Source organism: Curtobacterium sp. 'Ferrero', from assembly GCF_002412165.1.
In the GTDB taxonomy this organism is placed as follows: domain Bacteria; phylum Actinomycetota; class Actinomycetes; order Actinomycetales; family Microbacteriaceae; genus Curtobacterium.
This window is the reverse complement of the sequence record NZ_NXIA01000015.1, coordinates 1-13,017: the sequence shown is the minus strand read 5'-3', so window position 1 is coordinate 13,017 and position 13,017 is coordinate 1. Positions and strand designations below refer to the sequence as shown.

General features: G+C 72.2%; 12 protein-coding genes. 10 read left to right on the top strand and 2 right to left on the bottom strand.

Features of this window, described 5'->3' with window-relative positions:
• Positions 1 to 358 precede the first annotated feature (358 nt).
• Both recO and Csp2054_RS13020 read left to right on the top strand, forming a co-directional pair.
• Positions 359 to 1,198: a DNA repair protein RecO gene (gene recO / locus Csp2054_RS13025; protein WP_096899766.1), complete on the top strand. Its 840-nt coding sequence runs from the start codon at positions 359 to 361 to the stop codon at positions 1,196 to 1,198.
• The gene (locus Csp2054_RS13020; RefSeq protein WP_096899765.1) at positions 1,195 to 1,992 is read left to right on the top strand and encodes an isoprenyl transferase; all 798 of its coding nucleotides are present in this window, start codon (positions 1,195 to 1,197) and stop codon (positions 1,990 to 1,992) included. The genes recO and Csp2054_RS13020 overlap by 4 nt, the downstream gene beginning before the upstream one ends.
• Before the next feature lie 238 nt (positions 1,993 to 2,230).
• Here the strand turns inward: Csp2054_RS13020 and Csp2054_RS13015 are convergent, their stop codons facing one another.
• Entirely contained in the window at positions 2,231 to 3,205 is a 975-nt protein-coding gene (locus Csp2054_RS13015; protein WP_096899763.1) for a LysR family transcriptional regulator, read from the bottom strand.
• A 70-nt stretch (positions 3,206 to 3,275) separates the two neighbouring features.
• Between Csp2054_RS13015 and Csp2054_RS18585 the strand changes: the two genes are divergently transcribed.
• The 5 genes from Csp2054_RS18585 (at position 3,276) to Csp2054_RS18185 (ending at position 6,870) form a co-directional block, all read left to right on the top strand.
• Entirely contained in the window at positions 3,276 to 3,770 is a 495-nt protein-coding gene (locus Csp2054_RS18585) for a hypothetical protein (RefSeq protein WP_255252742.1), read from the top strand.
• Entirely contained in the window at positions 3,683 to 4,324 is a 642-nt protein-coding gene (locus Csp2054_RS18580; RefSeq protein WP_255252741.1) for an aminotransferase class V-fold PLP-dependent enzyme, read from the top strand. Before Csp2054_RS18585 ends, Csp2054_RS18580 begins: the two co-directional genes overlap by 88 nt.
• 113 nt (positions 4,325 to 4,437) lie before the next feature.
• Positions 4,438 to 5,823, top strand: a complete 1,386-nt coding sequence (locus Csp2054_RS13005; RefSeq protein WP_096899761.1) for a glycine--tRNA ligase — start codon at positions 4,438 to 4,440, stop codon at positions 5,821 to 5,823.
• 145 nt (positions 5,824 to 5,968) lie between these two features.
• Positions 5,969 to 6,703, top strand: coding sequence for a DsbA family protein (locus Csp2054_RS13000; protein WP_096899759.1), 735 nt, complete (start codon positions 5,969 to 5,971; stop codon positions 6,701 to 6,703).
• Positions 6,700 to 6,870, top strand: coding sequence for a hypothetical protein (locus Csp2054_RS18185; protein WP_176491699.1), 171 nt, complete (start codon positions 6,700 to 6,702; stop codon positions 6,868 to 6,870). Before Csp2054_RS13000 ends, Csp2054_RS18185 begins: the two co-directional genes overlap by 4 nt.
• Before the next feature lie 145 nt (positions 6,871 to 7,015).
• On the opposite strand, the gene Csp2054_RS12995 is transcribed toward Csp2054_RS18185, so the two are convergent.
• Positions 7,016 to 7,498, bottom strand: coding sequence for an aminoacyl-tRNA deacylase (locus Csp2054_RS12995; protein ID WP_096899758.1), 483 nt, complete (start codon positions 7,496 to 7,498; stop codon positions 7,016 to 7,018).
• A gap of 47 nt (positions 7,499 to 7,545) precedes the next feature.
• On the opposite strand from Csp2054_RS12995, the gene dusB reads away from it, so the two are divergent.
• The 3 genes from dusB (at position 7,546) to dnaG (ending at position 12,099) form a co-directional block, all read left to right on the top strand.
• The gene (dusB, locus tag Csp2054_RS12990; protein WP_096899757.1) at positions 7,546 to 8,700 is read left to right on the top strand and encodes a tRNA dihydrouridine synthase DusB; all 1,155 of its coding nucleotides are present in this window, start codon (positions 7,546 to 7,548) and stop codon (positions 8,698 to 8,700) included.
• Positions 8,697 to 9,986, top strand: a complete 1,290-nt coding sequence (locus Csp2054_RS12985) for a deoxyguanosinetriphosphate triphosphohydrolase (RefSeq protein WP_096899755.1) — start codon at positions 8,697 to 8,699, stop codon at positions 9,984 to 9,986. Before dusB ends, Csp2054_RS12985 begins: the two co-directional genes overlap by 4 nt.
• A gap of 178 nt (positions 9,987 to 10,164) precedes the next feature.
• A complete protein-coding gene (gene dnaG / locus Csp2054_RS12980) occupies positions 10,165 to 12,099 on the top strand; it encodes a DNA primase (RefSeq protein WP_096899753.1) in 1,935 nt (644 codons plus the stop codon).
• The last annotated feature ends 918 nt before the right edge of the window (positions 12,100 to 13,017 follow it).

Below are 13,017 nucleotides of genomic sequence, written 5' to 3'. Positions count from 1 at the left end.
GTGCGGGCGCGTTCGAGCCCATCACCCCTGCAATGGAAAGCCGAATTGCTCGTAGGAGGTCGAAAGTTCCGGTCACCCATGAGCGATTCGGCAAACCATGAGCGGTTCGGCCACCCACGAGCGCAGCCTCGAGTCGGTCGATCGGGGCGCGGGCCACGTGCGCGTTCGAACCCATCGCACCTGCAGTGGAAAGCCGAATCGCTCGTAGGAGGTCGAAAGTTCCGGCCAACCACGAGCGATCCGGCCAACCACGAGCGGTCCGGCCAACCACGAGCGATCCGGCCAACCACGAGCGATCCGGCACGCCCCGCACGACCCTCGGCAGCGCCGTGTCGGACGGGCGGGGGATACTGGGACCATGCCGCTGTACCGGGACGAGTGCGTCGTGCTGCGCACCCACAAGCTCGGGGAAGCAGACCGCATCGTCACCATGCTCAGCCGGCAGCACGGCAAGATCCGCGCCGTGGCGAAGGGCGTCCGCCGCACCGCCTCGAAGTTCGGCAGTCGCCTCGAACCGTTCATGGTCGTCGATGCCCAGTTCTACGAGGGCCGCTCCCTCGACATCGTCACCCAGGCCGAGTCCCTCGGTTCGTACGGCGCGCAGATCGTCGCCGACTACGGCGCCTACACGGCCGCCAGCGCCATGGTCGAGACCGCCGACCGCCTGAGCGAGGCGGACGCCGGACTCCAGCAGTACCTCCTGCTCGTCGGCGCCCTCCGTTCGCTGGCCCGCGGGGAGCACGCCGCGACGGCGACGCTCGACTCCTACCTCCTCCGGGCGATGAGCATCGCCGGTTGGGCGCCGTCGTTCGGCGACTGCGCGGTGACGGGGGAGCCCGGCCCGCACTCGGCGTTCGTCGTGCAGCTCGGCGGGGTCGTCGCCGACCGCGCCGCACCTCCCGGCACCCCGCGACTCGACCCGGTGACCCTCGCGCTGCTCGGTTCGCTCCTCGCCGGGGACTGGACCACCGTCGATGCCGCCGACGAACGGACCCGTTCCCGGGCCTCCGGCGTGGTCGCGGCCTACGCACAGTGGCACCTGGAACGATCGCTCAGGTCGCTACCGCACGTCGACCGCACCGAGCACCCGGCTCCGGTCGCACCGACACCGGGTGGCGTCCCGGCAGCGGTGGCCGCGACCCCGACCCCCGCGGTGCCGACCCCGACCGCCGCCGACGCCGAAGGAACCCCTGCATGAGCCCACGCCGGTACGCCGAGTCCGAACCGCTGCGTCCCGTCGACTGGACCGGGGAGCAGCCGCCGGCGATCCCCGCACAGTTCGTCCCGGAGCACGTGGCGATCGTCATGGACGGCAACGGCCGGTGGGCGAACCAGCGCGGTCTCACCCGGGTCGAGGGGCACAAGGCCGGCGAGGCCTCGCTCCTCGACGTCGTCGCGGGCGCGATCCAGATCGGCGTCAAGCACGTGTCGGCATACGCGTTCTCGACCGAGAACTGGAAACGCTCGCCCGACGAGGTCCGGTTCCTGATGGGCTTCAACCGCGAGGTCATCCACCGCCGCCGCGACCAGCTCCACGCGTGGGGTGTCCGGGTGCGCTGGGCCGGTCGCCGGCCCCGCCTGTGGCGGAGCGTGGTCGACGAACTGCAGGCAGCGGAGCGGATGACCGCAGCGAACGACGTCTGCACCCTCACGATGTGCGTCAACTACGGCGGTCGCAACGAGATCGTGGACGCGGTGCGCAGCATGGCCGAGGACGTCGCCGCCGGCCGGATGAAGCCGAGCCAGGTCACCGAGAAGGCCCTCGCGAAGCGGCTCTACGTGCCCGAGCTGCCCGACGTCGACCTCTTCCTCCGCAGCTCCGGCGAGCAGCGCACGTCCAACTTCATGCTGTGGCAGTCGGCGTACGCCGAGATGGTGTTCCTCGACCGGCTCTGGCCGGACTTCCGTCGCACCGATCTCTGGGGAGCGATCGAGGAGTACGCGCGCCGCGACCGCAGGTACGGTGGCGCGGTGGACGCGCCCACCGCCTGACGGGAGGCCCGTGGCGGCGCCGACCCGCGCCTCCCGTCCGGCCCGTCCCGGTTCGACCCGAGCTGGTCGCACGACGTGTCGCCCCGAGGAGCGGTCGGCGACATTTCCTGCGACCAGCTCGATGCGCGTGCGGCACGTCCTGCGACCAGCTGGGATGCCGCGGCCCTGTCCCCTCGCCCGGAGCGGGAGCTGCGGAGGCCACGATCGAAGCACTTGCGGTCGAGATGTGCTCCCGACGTCAGCCCAGCTGCGTCGCCGCTCCGCGGACCGCGTCGAGGGTGGCCCGGATGCTCGGGACACGGTCCGCCCCGCGGGCGACGACGACCTCGACACGGCGCGCGAGTACGTCGTCGACCCGCTCCACCGCGACCGCCGACGGGATGACGGTGCTCGCGAGTGCCAGCCGGGGGAGCAGCGCCACCCCGAGGCCCGCGGCGACGAGCCCCAGGACCGCGGCCGCGTTGTCCGTCTCGAGCACGATGCGGGGCGTGAACCCGGCCGTCGCACATGAGGCGAGCAGGTGTCCCCGACAGCGCGGGCAACCGCCGATCCACCGTGCGTCGCGGAGCGAGGCGAGGTCCACGACATCGTCCGACGCGCCGACCCTCTCGGCACGCCTGCTGCCCAGGGCGACCGGCTGTCCGACCGCCGCCGACGCACCGGGGTCCGTCGTGCCTCCCGGCCGGACCAGCCTGAGCGGGTCATGGCCCAGCGACCGGGAGACGAGCGTGGGGTCGGGCGCCACCTCGTCGCCCACGTACGTGAAGGTCACGGCGACGTCGACCTCGTCCCGCCGGAGGAGGTCGATCGCCTCGGGAGGCTCCGCCTCGACGTAGGACGTCGTGACGCCGGGAGCGACCCGCGCCATGGTCGCGAGGACCGACGGCACGAGCGTCGACGACGCACTCGGGAACCCGGCGATCCGGACCCGCCCGCGGGCGAGGCCGCCGACGGCCTCGAGGTCCTCGCGGGCCGCGGTCAGCGCCGCCTCGACCGACAGGGCGTGCTCGGCGAGCACCCGTCCGGACGCGGTCAGGGTCGCCCCGCGCCCACCCCGCAGCACGAGGTCGTGCCCGAGTCGCCGTTCGGCGCGGGAGAGGAGCTGGCTCACGGCCGGCTGGCTGTACCCGAGCGAGGTCGCGGCTCGGCTGATCGAGCCCGAGTCGCGGACCGCGCGGAGCACCCGCAGGAGCTGGGGATCGAGGTCGTCCACAACGTCATGTTATGGGTCCGCGAACGAAGCTGCCCTGGTGTGATGGAACGGACTGCGCGAACGTGGCGGCATGGACTCCTTCGTCGACGGCTCCGGCTACCTCGCGGCCTGCACGGCGGGCCTGCCCACGCACGGCACGCTCGCGGCGATGCGCGCCGACCTCGACGCGTGGGGCCGGGCAGCGTCGTCCCCGATCACGTACGGCGCTCTCGTCGAGGAGGGTCGCGCACTCTTCGCCCGCATCGTCGGTGTCGACCCGTCGCGGGTCGCCACGGGCTCGCAGACCTCGGCGATGGTCGCGGTCGCCGCGGCAGCCCTGCCCGACGGCGCCGAGGTGGTCGTCCCCGACGGTGACTTCAGCTCGGTCGTGTTCCCCTTCCACGCGCAGGCGTACCGCGGCGTCCGGTCCGGAGCGTCCCGCTCGCCCGGCTCGCCGACGAGGTGCGTCCCGGCACCGCGATGGTCGCGTGGTCCGCCGTGCAGTCGTCGAGCGGCGCGGTCACCGACCCGGAGCCCGTCGTCGCCGCGGCACGCGCCGTCGGGGCGCTCACCCTGTGCGACCTGACGCAGGCCGCCGGGGTGCTCCCCGTGGACGCGTCGTCGTTCGACGTCACCGTCACGCACGCCTACAAGTGGTTGTGCACGCCGCGTGGGGTCGCCTTCGCGACGTTCTCCGACGAGGCGCTCGAGCGGCTCCGGCCCGTGCAGGCCGGCTGGTACGCGGGCGCCGACGTGTGGTCGTCGTGCTACGGCCCGACCATGCGGCTCGCCGACGACGCCCGTCGGTTCGACGTGTCGCCCGCGTGGCAGGCCTGGCCCGGAGCGGTCGCCGCGCTGCGGCACCTCGCGTCCGTCGACGCGGCATCGGCCTGGAGGCACGCCACCGGTCTCACGGACCGGCTCGCGGACGCGCTCGGGTCGCCGCGGAGCGGTCAGGCCATCACGACGTTCCCGGATACGGACGGTGTGGCGCTGCGGGCGCTGACGGACGCGGGCGTGACCGCGAGCGGGCGCGCCGGGCGGCTCCGCCTGGCCTTCCATCTCTGGAACGACGAGGGCGACGTGACCCGCGTTGCCGACGTGCTCGGGGCGCTCGTCGGCTTCAGACCTGTGGGGTGAGCTCCCTGTCCACAGGCACCGCGCCTCCCGTCCGCCGACGGCCGTGAGGCCGGTACGCTTGCCGGGTACGTTTCCGCACCGGGCACCCAGTCCGGCGAACCCTGGAGCTCCTCTTGGCACAGCCCTCCCGTCTCGACAGCGTCATCGCCCTGGCCAAGGGCCGCGGCTTCGTGTTCCAGTCGGGTGAGATCTACGGCGGATCCCGGTCCGCGTGGGACTACGGGCCCCTCGGCGTCGAGCTCAAGGAGAACATCAAGCGCCAGTGGTGGCAGCGGTTCGTCCGTGGCCGCGGCGACATGGTGGGCCTCGACTCCGCCGTCATCCTGCCGCGCAAGGTGTGGGAGGCCTCTGGCCACGTCGCCACCTTCACCGACCCGCTCGTCGAGTGCCTGCACTGCCACCACCGTTTCCGTGAGGACCACCTGATCGAGGCGTTCGTCGCGAAGAAGGGCCGTCAGCCCGAGGGCGGGATGGCCGAGATCGCTTGCTCGAACTGCGGTACCCGCGGGCAGTGGACCGAGCCGCGCGAGTTCTCCGGCATGCTCAAGACCTACCTCGGCCCGGTCGAGTCCGAAGAGGGGCTGAACTTCCTCCGCCCGGAGACCGCGCAGGGCATCTTCGTCGACTTCGCGCAGGTCGTGACGACGAGCCGCATGAAGCCCCCGTTCGGCATCGGCCAGGTCGGCAAGGCGTTCCGCAACGAGATCACGCCCGGCAACTTCATCTTCCGCACCCGCGAGTTCGAGCAGATGGAGATCGAGTACTTCGTGCCGCCGGCGTCGGCGCAGGAGCACTACGAGCAGTGGATCACGGACTCGGTGGCGTTCTACACCGACCTCGGCATCGACCCCGAGAACCTCCGCCGCTTCGACGTGCCGGACGGCGAGCGGGCGCACTACTCCGACGCGACCGCGGACATCGAGTACCGGTTCGGGTTCCAGGGCTCGGAGTGGGGCGAGCTGATGGGCGTCGCGAACCGCACCGACTTCGACTTGAAGAACCACATCGAGGCGTCCGGCAAGGACCTCAAGTACTTCGACCAGGCGGCGAACGAGAAGTACGTGCCGTACGTGATCGAGCCGTCGTTCGGCCTCACCCGTGCCCTCATGGCGTTCCTCATCGACGCCTACCACGAGGACGAGGCCCCGAACGCGAAGGGCGGCGTCGACAAGCGCACGGTCCTGCGGCTCGACCCGCGCCTGGCCCCGGTCAAGGCCGCGGTGCTGCCGCTGTCCCGCAACGAGCAGCTCTCCCCGGTCGCCCGCGGACTCGCCGACGACCTGCGCCAGTACTGGAACGTCGACTTCGACGACGCCGGCGCGATCGGTCGTCGCTACCGTCGCCACGACGAGATCGGCACGCCGTTCTGCATCACGGTCGACTTCGACACCCTCGACGACAAGGCCGTCACGGTGCGGGAGCGCGACACCATGAGCCAGGAGCGCGTCTCGCTCGACCAGCTGCAGGGCTACCTCGCGGCGCGACTGCTCGGCGCGTAGTACCCGCCGGAACCAGGTTCCGGACTCGGAACCGCGCTTTTCCGCGGTGCTGTGTCCGGAATCTGGCTCCGTGCGGGCCCCGGTGCTCGGTCCGGAGCGCGGTTCCGATCCGGAATAGGCCGGGAGCGCGCGCGTTGGCATCATCATGACTGACTCTGTGAAGGTCGATGTCTGGTCGGACATCGCGTGCCCCTGGTGCTACATCGGCAAGCGGAAGTTCGAGTCCGGCGTGGCCGCCTTCGCCGGCTCGGCGGATGCCCGTCCGGTCGAGGTCGAGTACCACTCGTTCGAGCTCAGCCCCGACACCCCGGTCGACTTCGAGGGCACCGAGGCCGAGTTCCTCTCGCAGCACAAGGGCCTCCCGGTCGCGCAGGCGCAGCAGATGATCGACCAGGTCGCCGGCATCGCCGCCACGGTCGGCCTGCACTACGACTACGACGCCCTGCACCACACCAACACGGTCAAGGCGCACCAGGTGATCCACCTCGCGAAGCAGCACGGCAAGCAGCTCGAGATGGTCGAACGCCTGTTCACCGCCTACTTCGAGCGCGGTGAACACGTCGGGCAGGACGAGTCGCTCGCCGACCTCGCCGCATCGGTCGGGTTGGACCGCGACGAGGTGCTCACCACCCTCCGTGACGACGCGCAGCTCGCCGCGGTCCGCGCCGACCAGGCCCAGGCGCAGGCGTTCGGCATCAACGGCGTCCCGTTCTTCGTCATCGACGGCAAGTACGGCGTCTCCGGTGCACAGGACCCGGCCACCTTCGCGCAGGTGCTCCAGCAGGTCGTGCAGCTCCGCGAGACGACCCCCGCCGAGGTCGCGGAGGCGACGCAGCGCGCCGCGGACGACGCCGAGGCGGATGCGGAGGCGGCCCGATGACGGACGTGCGCGTGGACGGCCAGGCCGGGTCGCGCCTCCAGTCCGACGGCCAGGAGGCGCGACCCGCCCTGCTCACGCTCGTCACGCCCGGCGGTGCGCCGGTCTGCGAGGGCGACTCGTGCTCCTTGCCCGGCGCCGAGGGGGACTGGAGCGAGGTCCCCGACTGACGCGGCCGCGAGCGGCGCTGCCCGCGGGGATCGCTCGGGGCTGCTCGTCCCGGCGGAGGCGCATCGCGCCCCGTGACGAACACTGCGCCCCGACACCGCGGGGCGCGGTGCTCAGCTCGGGGCGCAGTGCTGCGTCCGCGGACCGTCAGCGGACGGGGTCCTCGTCGGTGATGTCGGCGACGGTGGCGCCGTACGCGGTGACGAGGTCGTCCGCGTCGACGAAGGCGCTCGCGCCGTGACGCCCGGCGCCGAGCGCGACCCGTCGGCCGACGATGCGCTCGTCCGCGAACACGGGCAGGTCGCCGGTCGCGCCGATCGGCGTGATCGTGCCGCGCTCGTAGCCCGAGGCCTCGAGCGCGGTCGCGGCGTCGGGCATCGAGAGCTTGTTGACGCCGACGACCGTGCGGAGCTTCTTCCACGCGATGCTGCGGCCGCCGGGGACGAGCGCCAGGAGGAAGCCGCCATCGTGCCGCTTCACGACGAGCGTCTTGACGATGTCGCCCGGGTCGATGCCGAGCAGACCCGCAGCCTGTTCGAGGGAGTCGGCGGCCGGACGTTCGACGACCTCGACCCGCAGGCCACGGGCGGTGGCGTCGGCATCGAAGCGGGCGATCGCGGAGTCCGTCATGTGGACAACGCTACCGGCGCGCACCGACGTGGGAGGATGGGAGCCGTATGACGATCACACAAGCGCCCCCGAAGGGACTGCGCATCGGCCCGATCGAGGTCGAGGCGCCGGTCGTGCTCGCCCCGATGGCGGGCATCACGAACATGGCGTACCGCCGGCTCTGCCGCGAGTACGGCGCCGGCCTGTACGTCTGCGAGATGATCACGTCGCGGGCCCTCGTCGAGCGGACCCCCGTGTCGATGCAGCTCATCCAGCACCACGAGTCCGAGACGCCGCGCTCGATCCAGCTCTACGGCGTCGAGCCGAACACGGTGGCCGAGGCAGCGACCATCCTCGTCGGCGAGGACCGGGCCGACCACATCGACCTCAACTTCGGCTGCCCGGTCCCGAAGGTCACCCGCAAGGGCGGCGGAGCGGCACTGCCGTGGAAGCTCGACCTCTTCAAGGACCTCGTCGAGAAGACCGTCAAGGCCGCCGGCGACGTCCCCGTCACCGTGAAGATGCGCAAGGGCATCGACGCGGACCACCTGACCTACCTCGACGCCGCCCGGATCGCGCGCGACGCCGGGGTCGCAGCCGTGTCCCTGCACGCCCGGACCGCGAACGAGCACTACTCCGGGCACGCCGACTGGTCGGCCATCGCGACGCTCAAGGAGACCATCACCGACATCCCGGTGCTCGGCAACGGCGACATCTGGTCCGCGGCGGACGCAATGCGCATGGTCGACGAGACCGGCTGCGACGGGGTCGTCGTCGGTCGGGGCTGCCTCGGCCGACCGTGGCTGTTCGGCGACCTCGCCGCCGCGTTCCGCGGCGAGGACGTCCGCGCGATGCCGTCCCTCGGCGACGTCACGGTCGCGTTCCGTCGTCACGCCGAGCTGCTCGTCGAGTTCTTCGGCTCCGAGGACCACGGCTGCCGCGACGTCCGCAAGCACGTGGCCTGGTACTTCAAGGGGTACCCGATCGGCAGCGAGGTCCGGTCCGGGCTCGCGATGGCGTCCAGCCTGCAGGAGATCGACGACCTGCTCGGTCAGCTCGACTGGTCCGCGCCGTACCCCGGTGCCGACGTCGAGGGCCCGCGCGGGCGTGCGGGGCACCCCAAGCGGACCGCCCTGCCCGACCGCTGGCTCGAGTCCCGCGACGTCGACGAGGAGTTCCGCAAGGTCCTCGCCGCCGCCGAGCTGCACCACAGCGGCGGATGAGCGCCACCGCCTCCTACGGTCCCGCCGACGCCGAGCGCTGGCTGCCCGAGCAGCACTCGAACCGCCGGTCCGACTTCGCCCGTGACCGCGCCCGGCTGCTGCACTCGAGCGCGCTCCGACGGCTCGCCGCGAAGACGCAGGTGCTCAGCCCCACGACCGGGCTCGACTTCGCCCGCAACCGTCTGACGCACTCGCTCGAGGTCGCGCAGGTCGGCCGGGAGCTCGCCGACTCGCTCGGCCTCGACCCGGACGTCGTCGACACCGCCTGCCTGGCACACGACATCGGACACCCGCCGTTCGGCCACAACGGCGAGACCGCGGTGAACGCCTGGGCGGCCGACATCGGCGGGTTCGAGGGCAACGCGCAGACCCTTCGGCTGCTCACCCGGCTCGAGCCCAAGGTCTACGGCTCCGGGCCGGACGACGACCGCGCCTACGGGCTCAACCTGACGCGGGCATCGCTCGACGCCAGCTGCAAGTACCCGTGGCCGGCGTCGCACGGGGTCTCCGAGGCCTCCTCCGGCCGGACCAAGTTCGGGTTCTACGACGACGACCACGCGGCGTTCGAGTGGCTGCGCGCGGGAGCACCGCGGCGGCAGCGGTGCATCGAGGCGCAGGTCATGGACCTGTCGGACGACATCGCGTACTCGGTGCACGACTTCGAGGACGCCGTGGTGGCGGGATTCATCGACGTCGCCGCGCTCGGTGACCGCGTCGGCGAGAACGACATCGTCACCGCCATGCACGCCTGGGTCGGGGACGACCTCAGCCGCGAGGAACTGCTCGAGGCGTTCGACCGGCTCCGTGCGCTGCCCCTGTGGATGACCTCCTACGACGGCTCCCGGCGGGACCTCGCACGCCTCAAGAACCTGACCTCGCAGCTCATCGGTCGCTTCGCACGGACGGCCACGGCAGCGACGCGGGAGTCCTACGCCTCCGGGTCCCTCGTGCGCTTCGCCGCGTCGGTCGTCACGCCGCCGGAGATCATCGGCGAGATCGCGGTGCTCAAGGGCATCGTCGCGGCGTTCGTCATGACCCACGGCGACCGCCAGCCGGTGTACGAGGAGCAGCGGCGGGTGCTCACCGAACTGCTCGACGCGTTGGCGGCCACCGGCAGTGCCGACCTCGAGCCGGGGTTCGCGGCTGATTGGCGTGCGGCGGACGACGATGCCGGTCGGCTCCGGGCCGTGGTCGACCAGGTGGCGAGCCTGACCGACCAGGGGGCGCTGGCGTGGCACCGGCGGTTGGTCGTGGGGGAGCAGGAGCGGACGCACATCCCGGTGTGATGCCGGCGCGCCTCGGCGTCGCGACCGGTCCGTCGGTCCTGCACCGTGCCTCCCGGCCCGCCGGAACCGCGCCGTGCCTCCCTGCCTGCTGGTCCTGCACCGCGCGTCCCGGTCGCTCGCCGGTCCACAGGCGGACCGACCGCAGCCGATCGTCGGCAGCACGAACTAAGATCGTCGGGTGGTCAGGATCGCGCGGAACGACATCGACGAGGTCCGCTCGCGTGTCAACATCGCCGACGTGGTCGGCGACTACGTGACCCTCAAGCACGCCGGCGTCGGGTCGATGAAGGGCCTGTGCCCGTTCCACGACGAGCGGTCGCCGTCCTTCCACGTCCGGCCGCAGGTCGGCCGGTACCACTGCTTCGGCTGCGGCGAGGACGGCGACGTCTTCAGCTTCATCATGGCGCAGGACCACACCACCTTCGCCGAGGCCGTCGAGCGGATGGCGGCGAAGATCGGGTACACGCTCCACTACGAGGAGGGTGAGGGGCCCCGCACCGACTACAACACGCGTGCGCGGCTCATCGCGGCGAACGAGGCCGCGCTCGAGTTCTTCACCGGACAGCTCACGACCGCCGCTGCCGACCCGGCCCGACGCTTCCTGGGGGAGCGCGGCTTCGACCCCGGCGCGGCGCAGCACTTCGGCGTCGGCTTCGCACCGAAGTCGTACGACGCGCTCAAGGACCACCTCCGCGGACGCGGCTTCACGCTCGAGGAGCTCACGAGCGCCGGACTCGTCAGCCAGGGCGACCGCTCGCCGTACGACCGGTTCCGGGGGCGGCTCATGTGGCCGATCCGCGACGTCACCGGCGCCACGATCGGGTTCGGCGCGCGTCGCCTGCTCGACGACGACAAGGGTCCGAAGTACCTCAACACCCCCGAGACGCCGATCTACCACAAGAGCCAGGTGCTCTACGGGATCGACCTCGCCCGCCGGGAGATCGCGAAGCAGAAGCAGGTCGTGATCGTCGAGGGCTACACCGACGTGATGGCGTGCCACCTCGCCGGGGTCACCACCGCGGTCGCGACGTGCGGCACCTCGTTCGGCGTCGACCACATCAAGGTCCTCCGACCGATGCTCGGCGACGTCAGCGGTGCCGACCCGAACGCGAACGGTGAGGTCGTCTTCACCTTCGACCCGGACGAGGCCGGGCAGCGGGCCGCCTCCCGCGCGTTCGCCGAGGAGCAGCGGTTCGCCGCGCAGACCTTCGTCGCCGTCGCCCCCGGAGGGCTCGACCCGTGCGACCTCAGGCTCGCCCGCGGGGACGACGCGATCCGCCGCCTCGTCACGAACAAGCGGCCGATGTTCGAGTTCATGATCCGACGGACCCTCGACGGGCACGACCTCGAGACCGTCGAAGGTCGCGTCGGCGCGCTCCGCGCCGCAGCACCGGTGCTCGCCACCATCCGCGACCGCTCGCTGACCCAGGGCTACGTCCGCGAGCTCGCCGGTTGGCTCGGCCTCGAGATCCCGGAGGTCCGTCGGGCCGTCGAGAGCGCACGGCAGCGCGCCCGTTCCGGGCACGACGACCGGACGGGAGGCCCGGTGCCGGTCGCGCAGATCGGTCCGGGTGGGGAGGTGCTCGCCCCCGCCGACGAGCCCGTGGCCGGGCTCCGCTCCCTGCCGAACGACCCCATCACGCGGATGGAGCGCGACGCGGTCATGGCGATGGTCCAGCAGCCCGGGCACGTCGGGGCACCGCTGCTCGGGCTCGCGGCCGCGGCGACGTTCTCCGCTCCGATGCTCGCCGTGGTGCGGGATGCGGTCGTGGCGAACGTCGATGCGATCGGCGTCGGGGACTGGCTCGACCGGCTGCTCACCGACGTGCCGATGCCGTTGCGGGGGCTCGTGCAGGAGCTCGCGCTCTCGCCGATCCCGGCCCGCACCGACGAGGACCTCGCGCTCTACTGCCGGAGCATCGTCGTCGCCCTGGTCGAGCGCGACCTGCTCGCCCGGAAGGCCTCGTTGCTCGGACAGCTCCAGCGCGCCGACCCGCACGAGCAGGCCGACCGTCGTGCCGAGATCCAGCGGCAGCTCGTCGACATCGATGCGCAGCGGATGCGGCTGCGGGCGGACGCCGAGGCCGCTGCGGCTGCGGCCGGGCAGCGCTGAGCGGAGACACCTCCGGTCGGCCCCCGCGGGTCTGAGGAACGCGGGTTCCCCTGCGGGCGATCGGCCGAACGGGCGGAAGTGGTGCGCCGAGCGGGCTGCGTTGCGGTGGTGCGTCGTGCCTCCCGGCCGTGCCCTTGATCGCAGGAAGTGTCGGCCGCCCGGACTCCAGGCGGCGTGTCGTGCGACCGGCTCGGACCCCGTGCGGCGTGTTGTGCGACCAACAGCCGCGCGCCGAGCGGGCGGAACTCGCTGCCCGTAGGACGCAGGGCGCGTCGGTGGCGGGCGCGGCGTGCGGGAACCAGACTCGGACGGGTAGGTAGCCGGCGCGCGGTTCACCGAGCGGGCGGAACCTGCCGGATCCGGACGTCGCACGGGACCGATTCCGCCCGTTCGCGGTGTTGCGGGGGTGCGCCGTGCCTCCACGCCGGGTCCGCGCCGTCGCAGGTCGTCTCGACAAGACGCGGACACCGGGCAATTCGCTGCTCGGGCGGAACGTGGCGTTCGCGGGGCGTGAGCGGGCCGAAAGTCGCTTGTTGCGCCGGACAGCGCGCCGAGCGGGCGGAATGCGCCGGACACGGGTGTCGGACGTGTCCGATTCCGCCCGCTCGTCGAGTCGCGGGGGTGCGCCGTGCCTCCAGATCAGGCCAGCTTCGGTCGCGAGGGTGTGTCGGCTGGCGCGGGCACCGGGTGACATGCCGAGCGGGCGGAATGCGCCGTACACCGGTGTCGGATGCGTCCGATTCCGCCCGTTCGCGGTGTTGCGGGGGTGCGTCGCGCCTCCGGGTCAGGCCAGCACTGGCCGGGAAAGTCCTCGGGGGAGACGCCGGACCGAGTAGTGCGCCGAGCGGGTGGAACGTGCCGGACGCGGAGGTCCGGCGGGTCCGATTCCGCCCGTTCGGGGGGGGGGGGGGGGGGGGG

Excerpts from the sequence above, each read along its gene's own strand:
- recO (WP_096899766.1), top strand. The coding sequence starts at position 359 with ATGCCGCTGTACCGGGACGAGTGCGTCGTGCTGCGCACCCACAAGCTC.
- Csp2054_RS13020 (WP_096899765.1), top strand. The coding sequence starts at position 1,195 with ATGAGCCCACGCCGGTACGCCGAGTCCGAACCGCTGCGTCCCGTCGAC.
- Csp2054_RS18585 (WP_255252742.1), top strand. The coding sequence starts at position 3,276 with ATGGACTCCTTCGTCGACGGCTCCGGCTACCTCGCGGCCTGCACGGCG.
- Csp2054_RS13000 (WP_096899759.1), top strand. The coding sequence starts at position 5,969 with ATGACTGACTCTGTGAAGGTCGATGTCTGGTCGGACATCGCGTGCCCC.
- Csp2054_RS18185 (WP_176491699.1), top strand. The coding sequence starts at position 6,700 with ATGACGGACGTGCGCGTGGACGGCCAGGCCGGGTCGCGCCTCCAGTCC.
- Csp2054_RS12995 (WP_096899758.1), bottom strand. The coding sequence starts at position 7,498 with ATGACGGACTCCGCGATCGCCCGCTTCGATGCCGACGCCACCGCCCGT.
- dusB (WP_096899757.1), top strand. The coding sequence starts at position 7,546 with ATGACGATCACACAAGCGCCCCCGAAGGGACTGCGCATCGGCCCGATC.
- Csp2054_RS12985 (WP_096899755.1), top strand. The coding sequence starts at position 8,697 with ATGAGCGCCACCGCCTCCTACGGTCCCGCCGACGCCGAGCGCTGGCTG.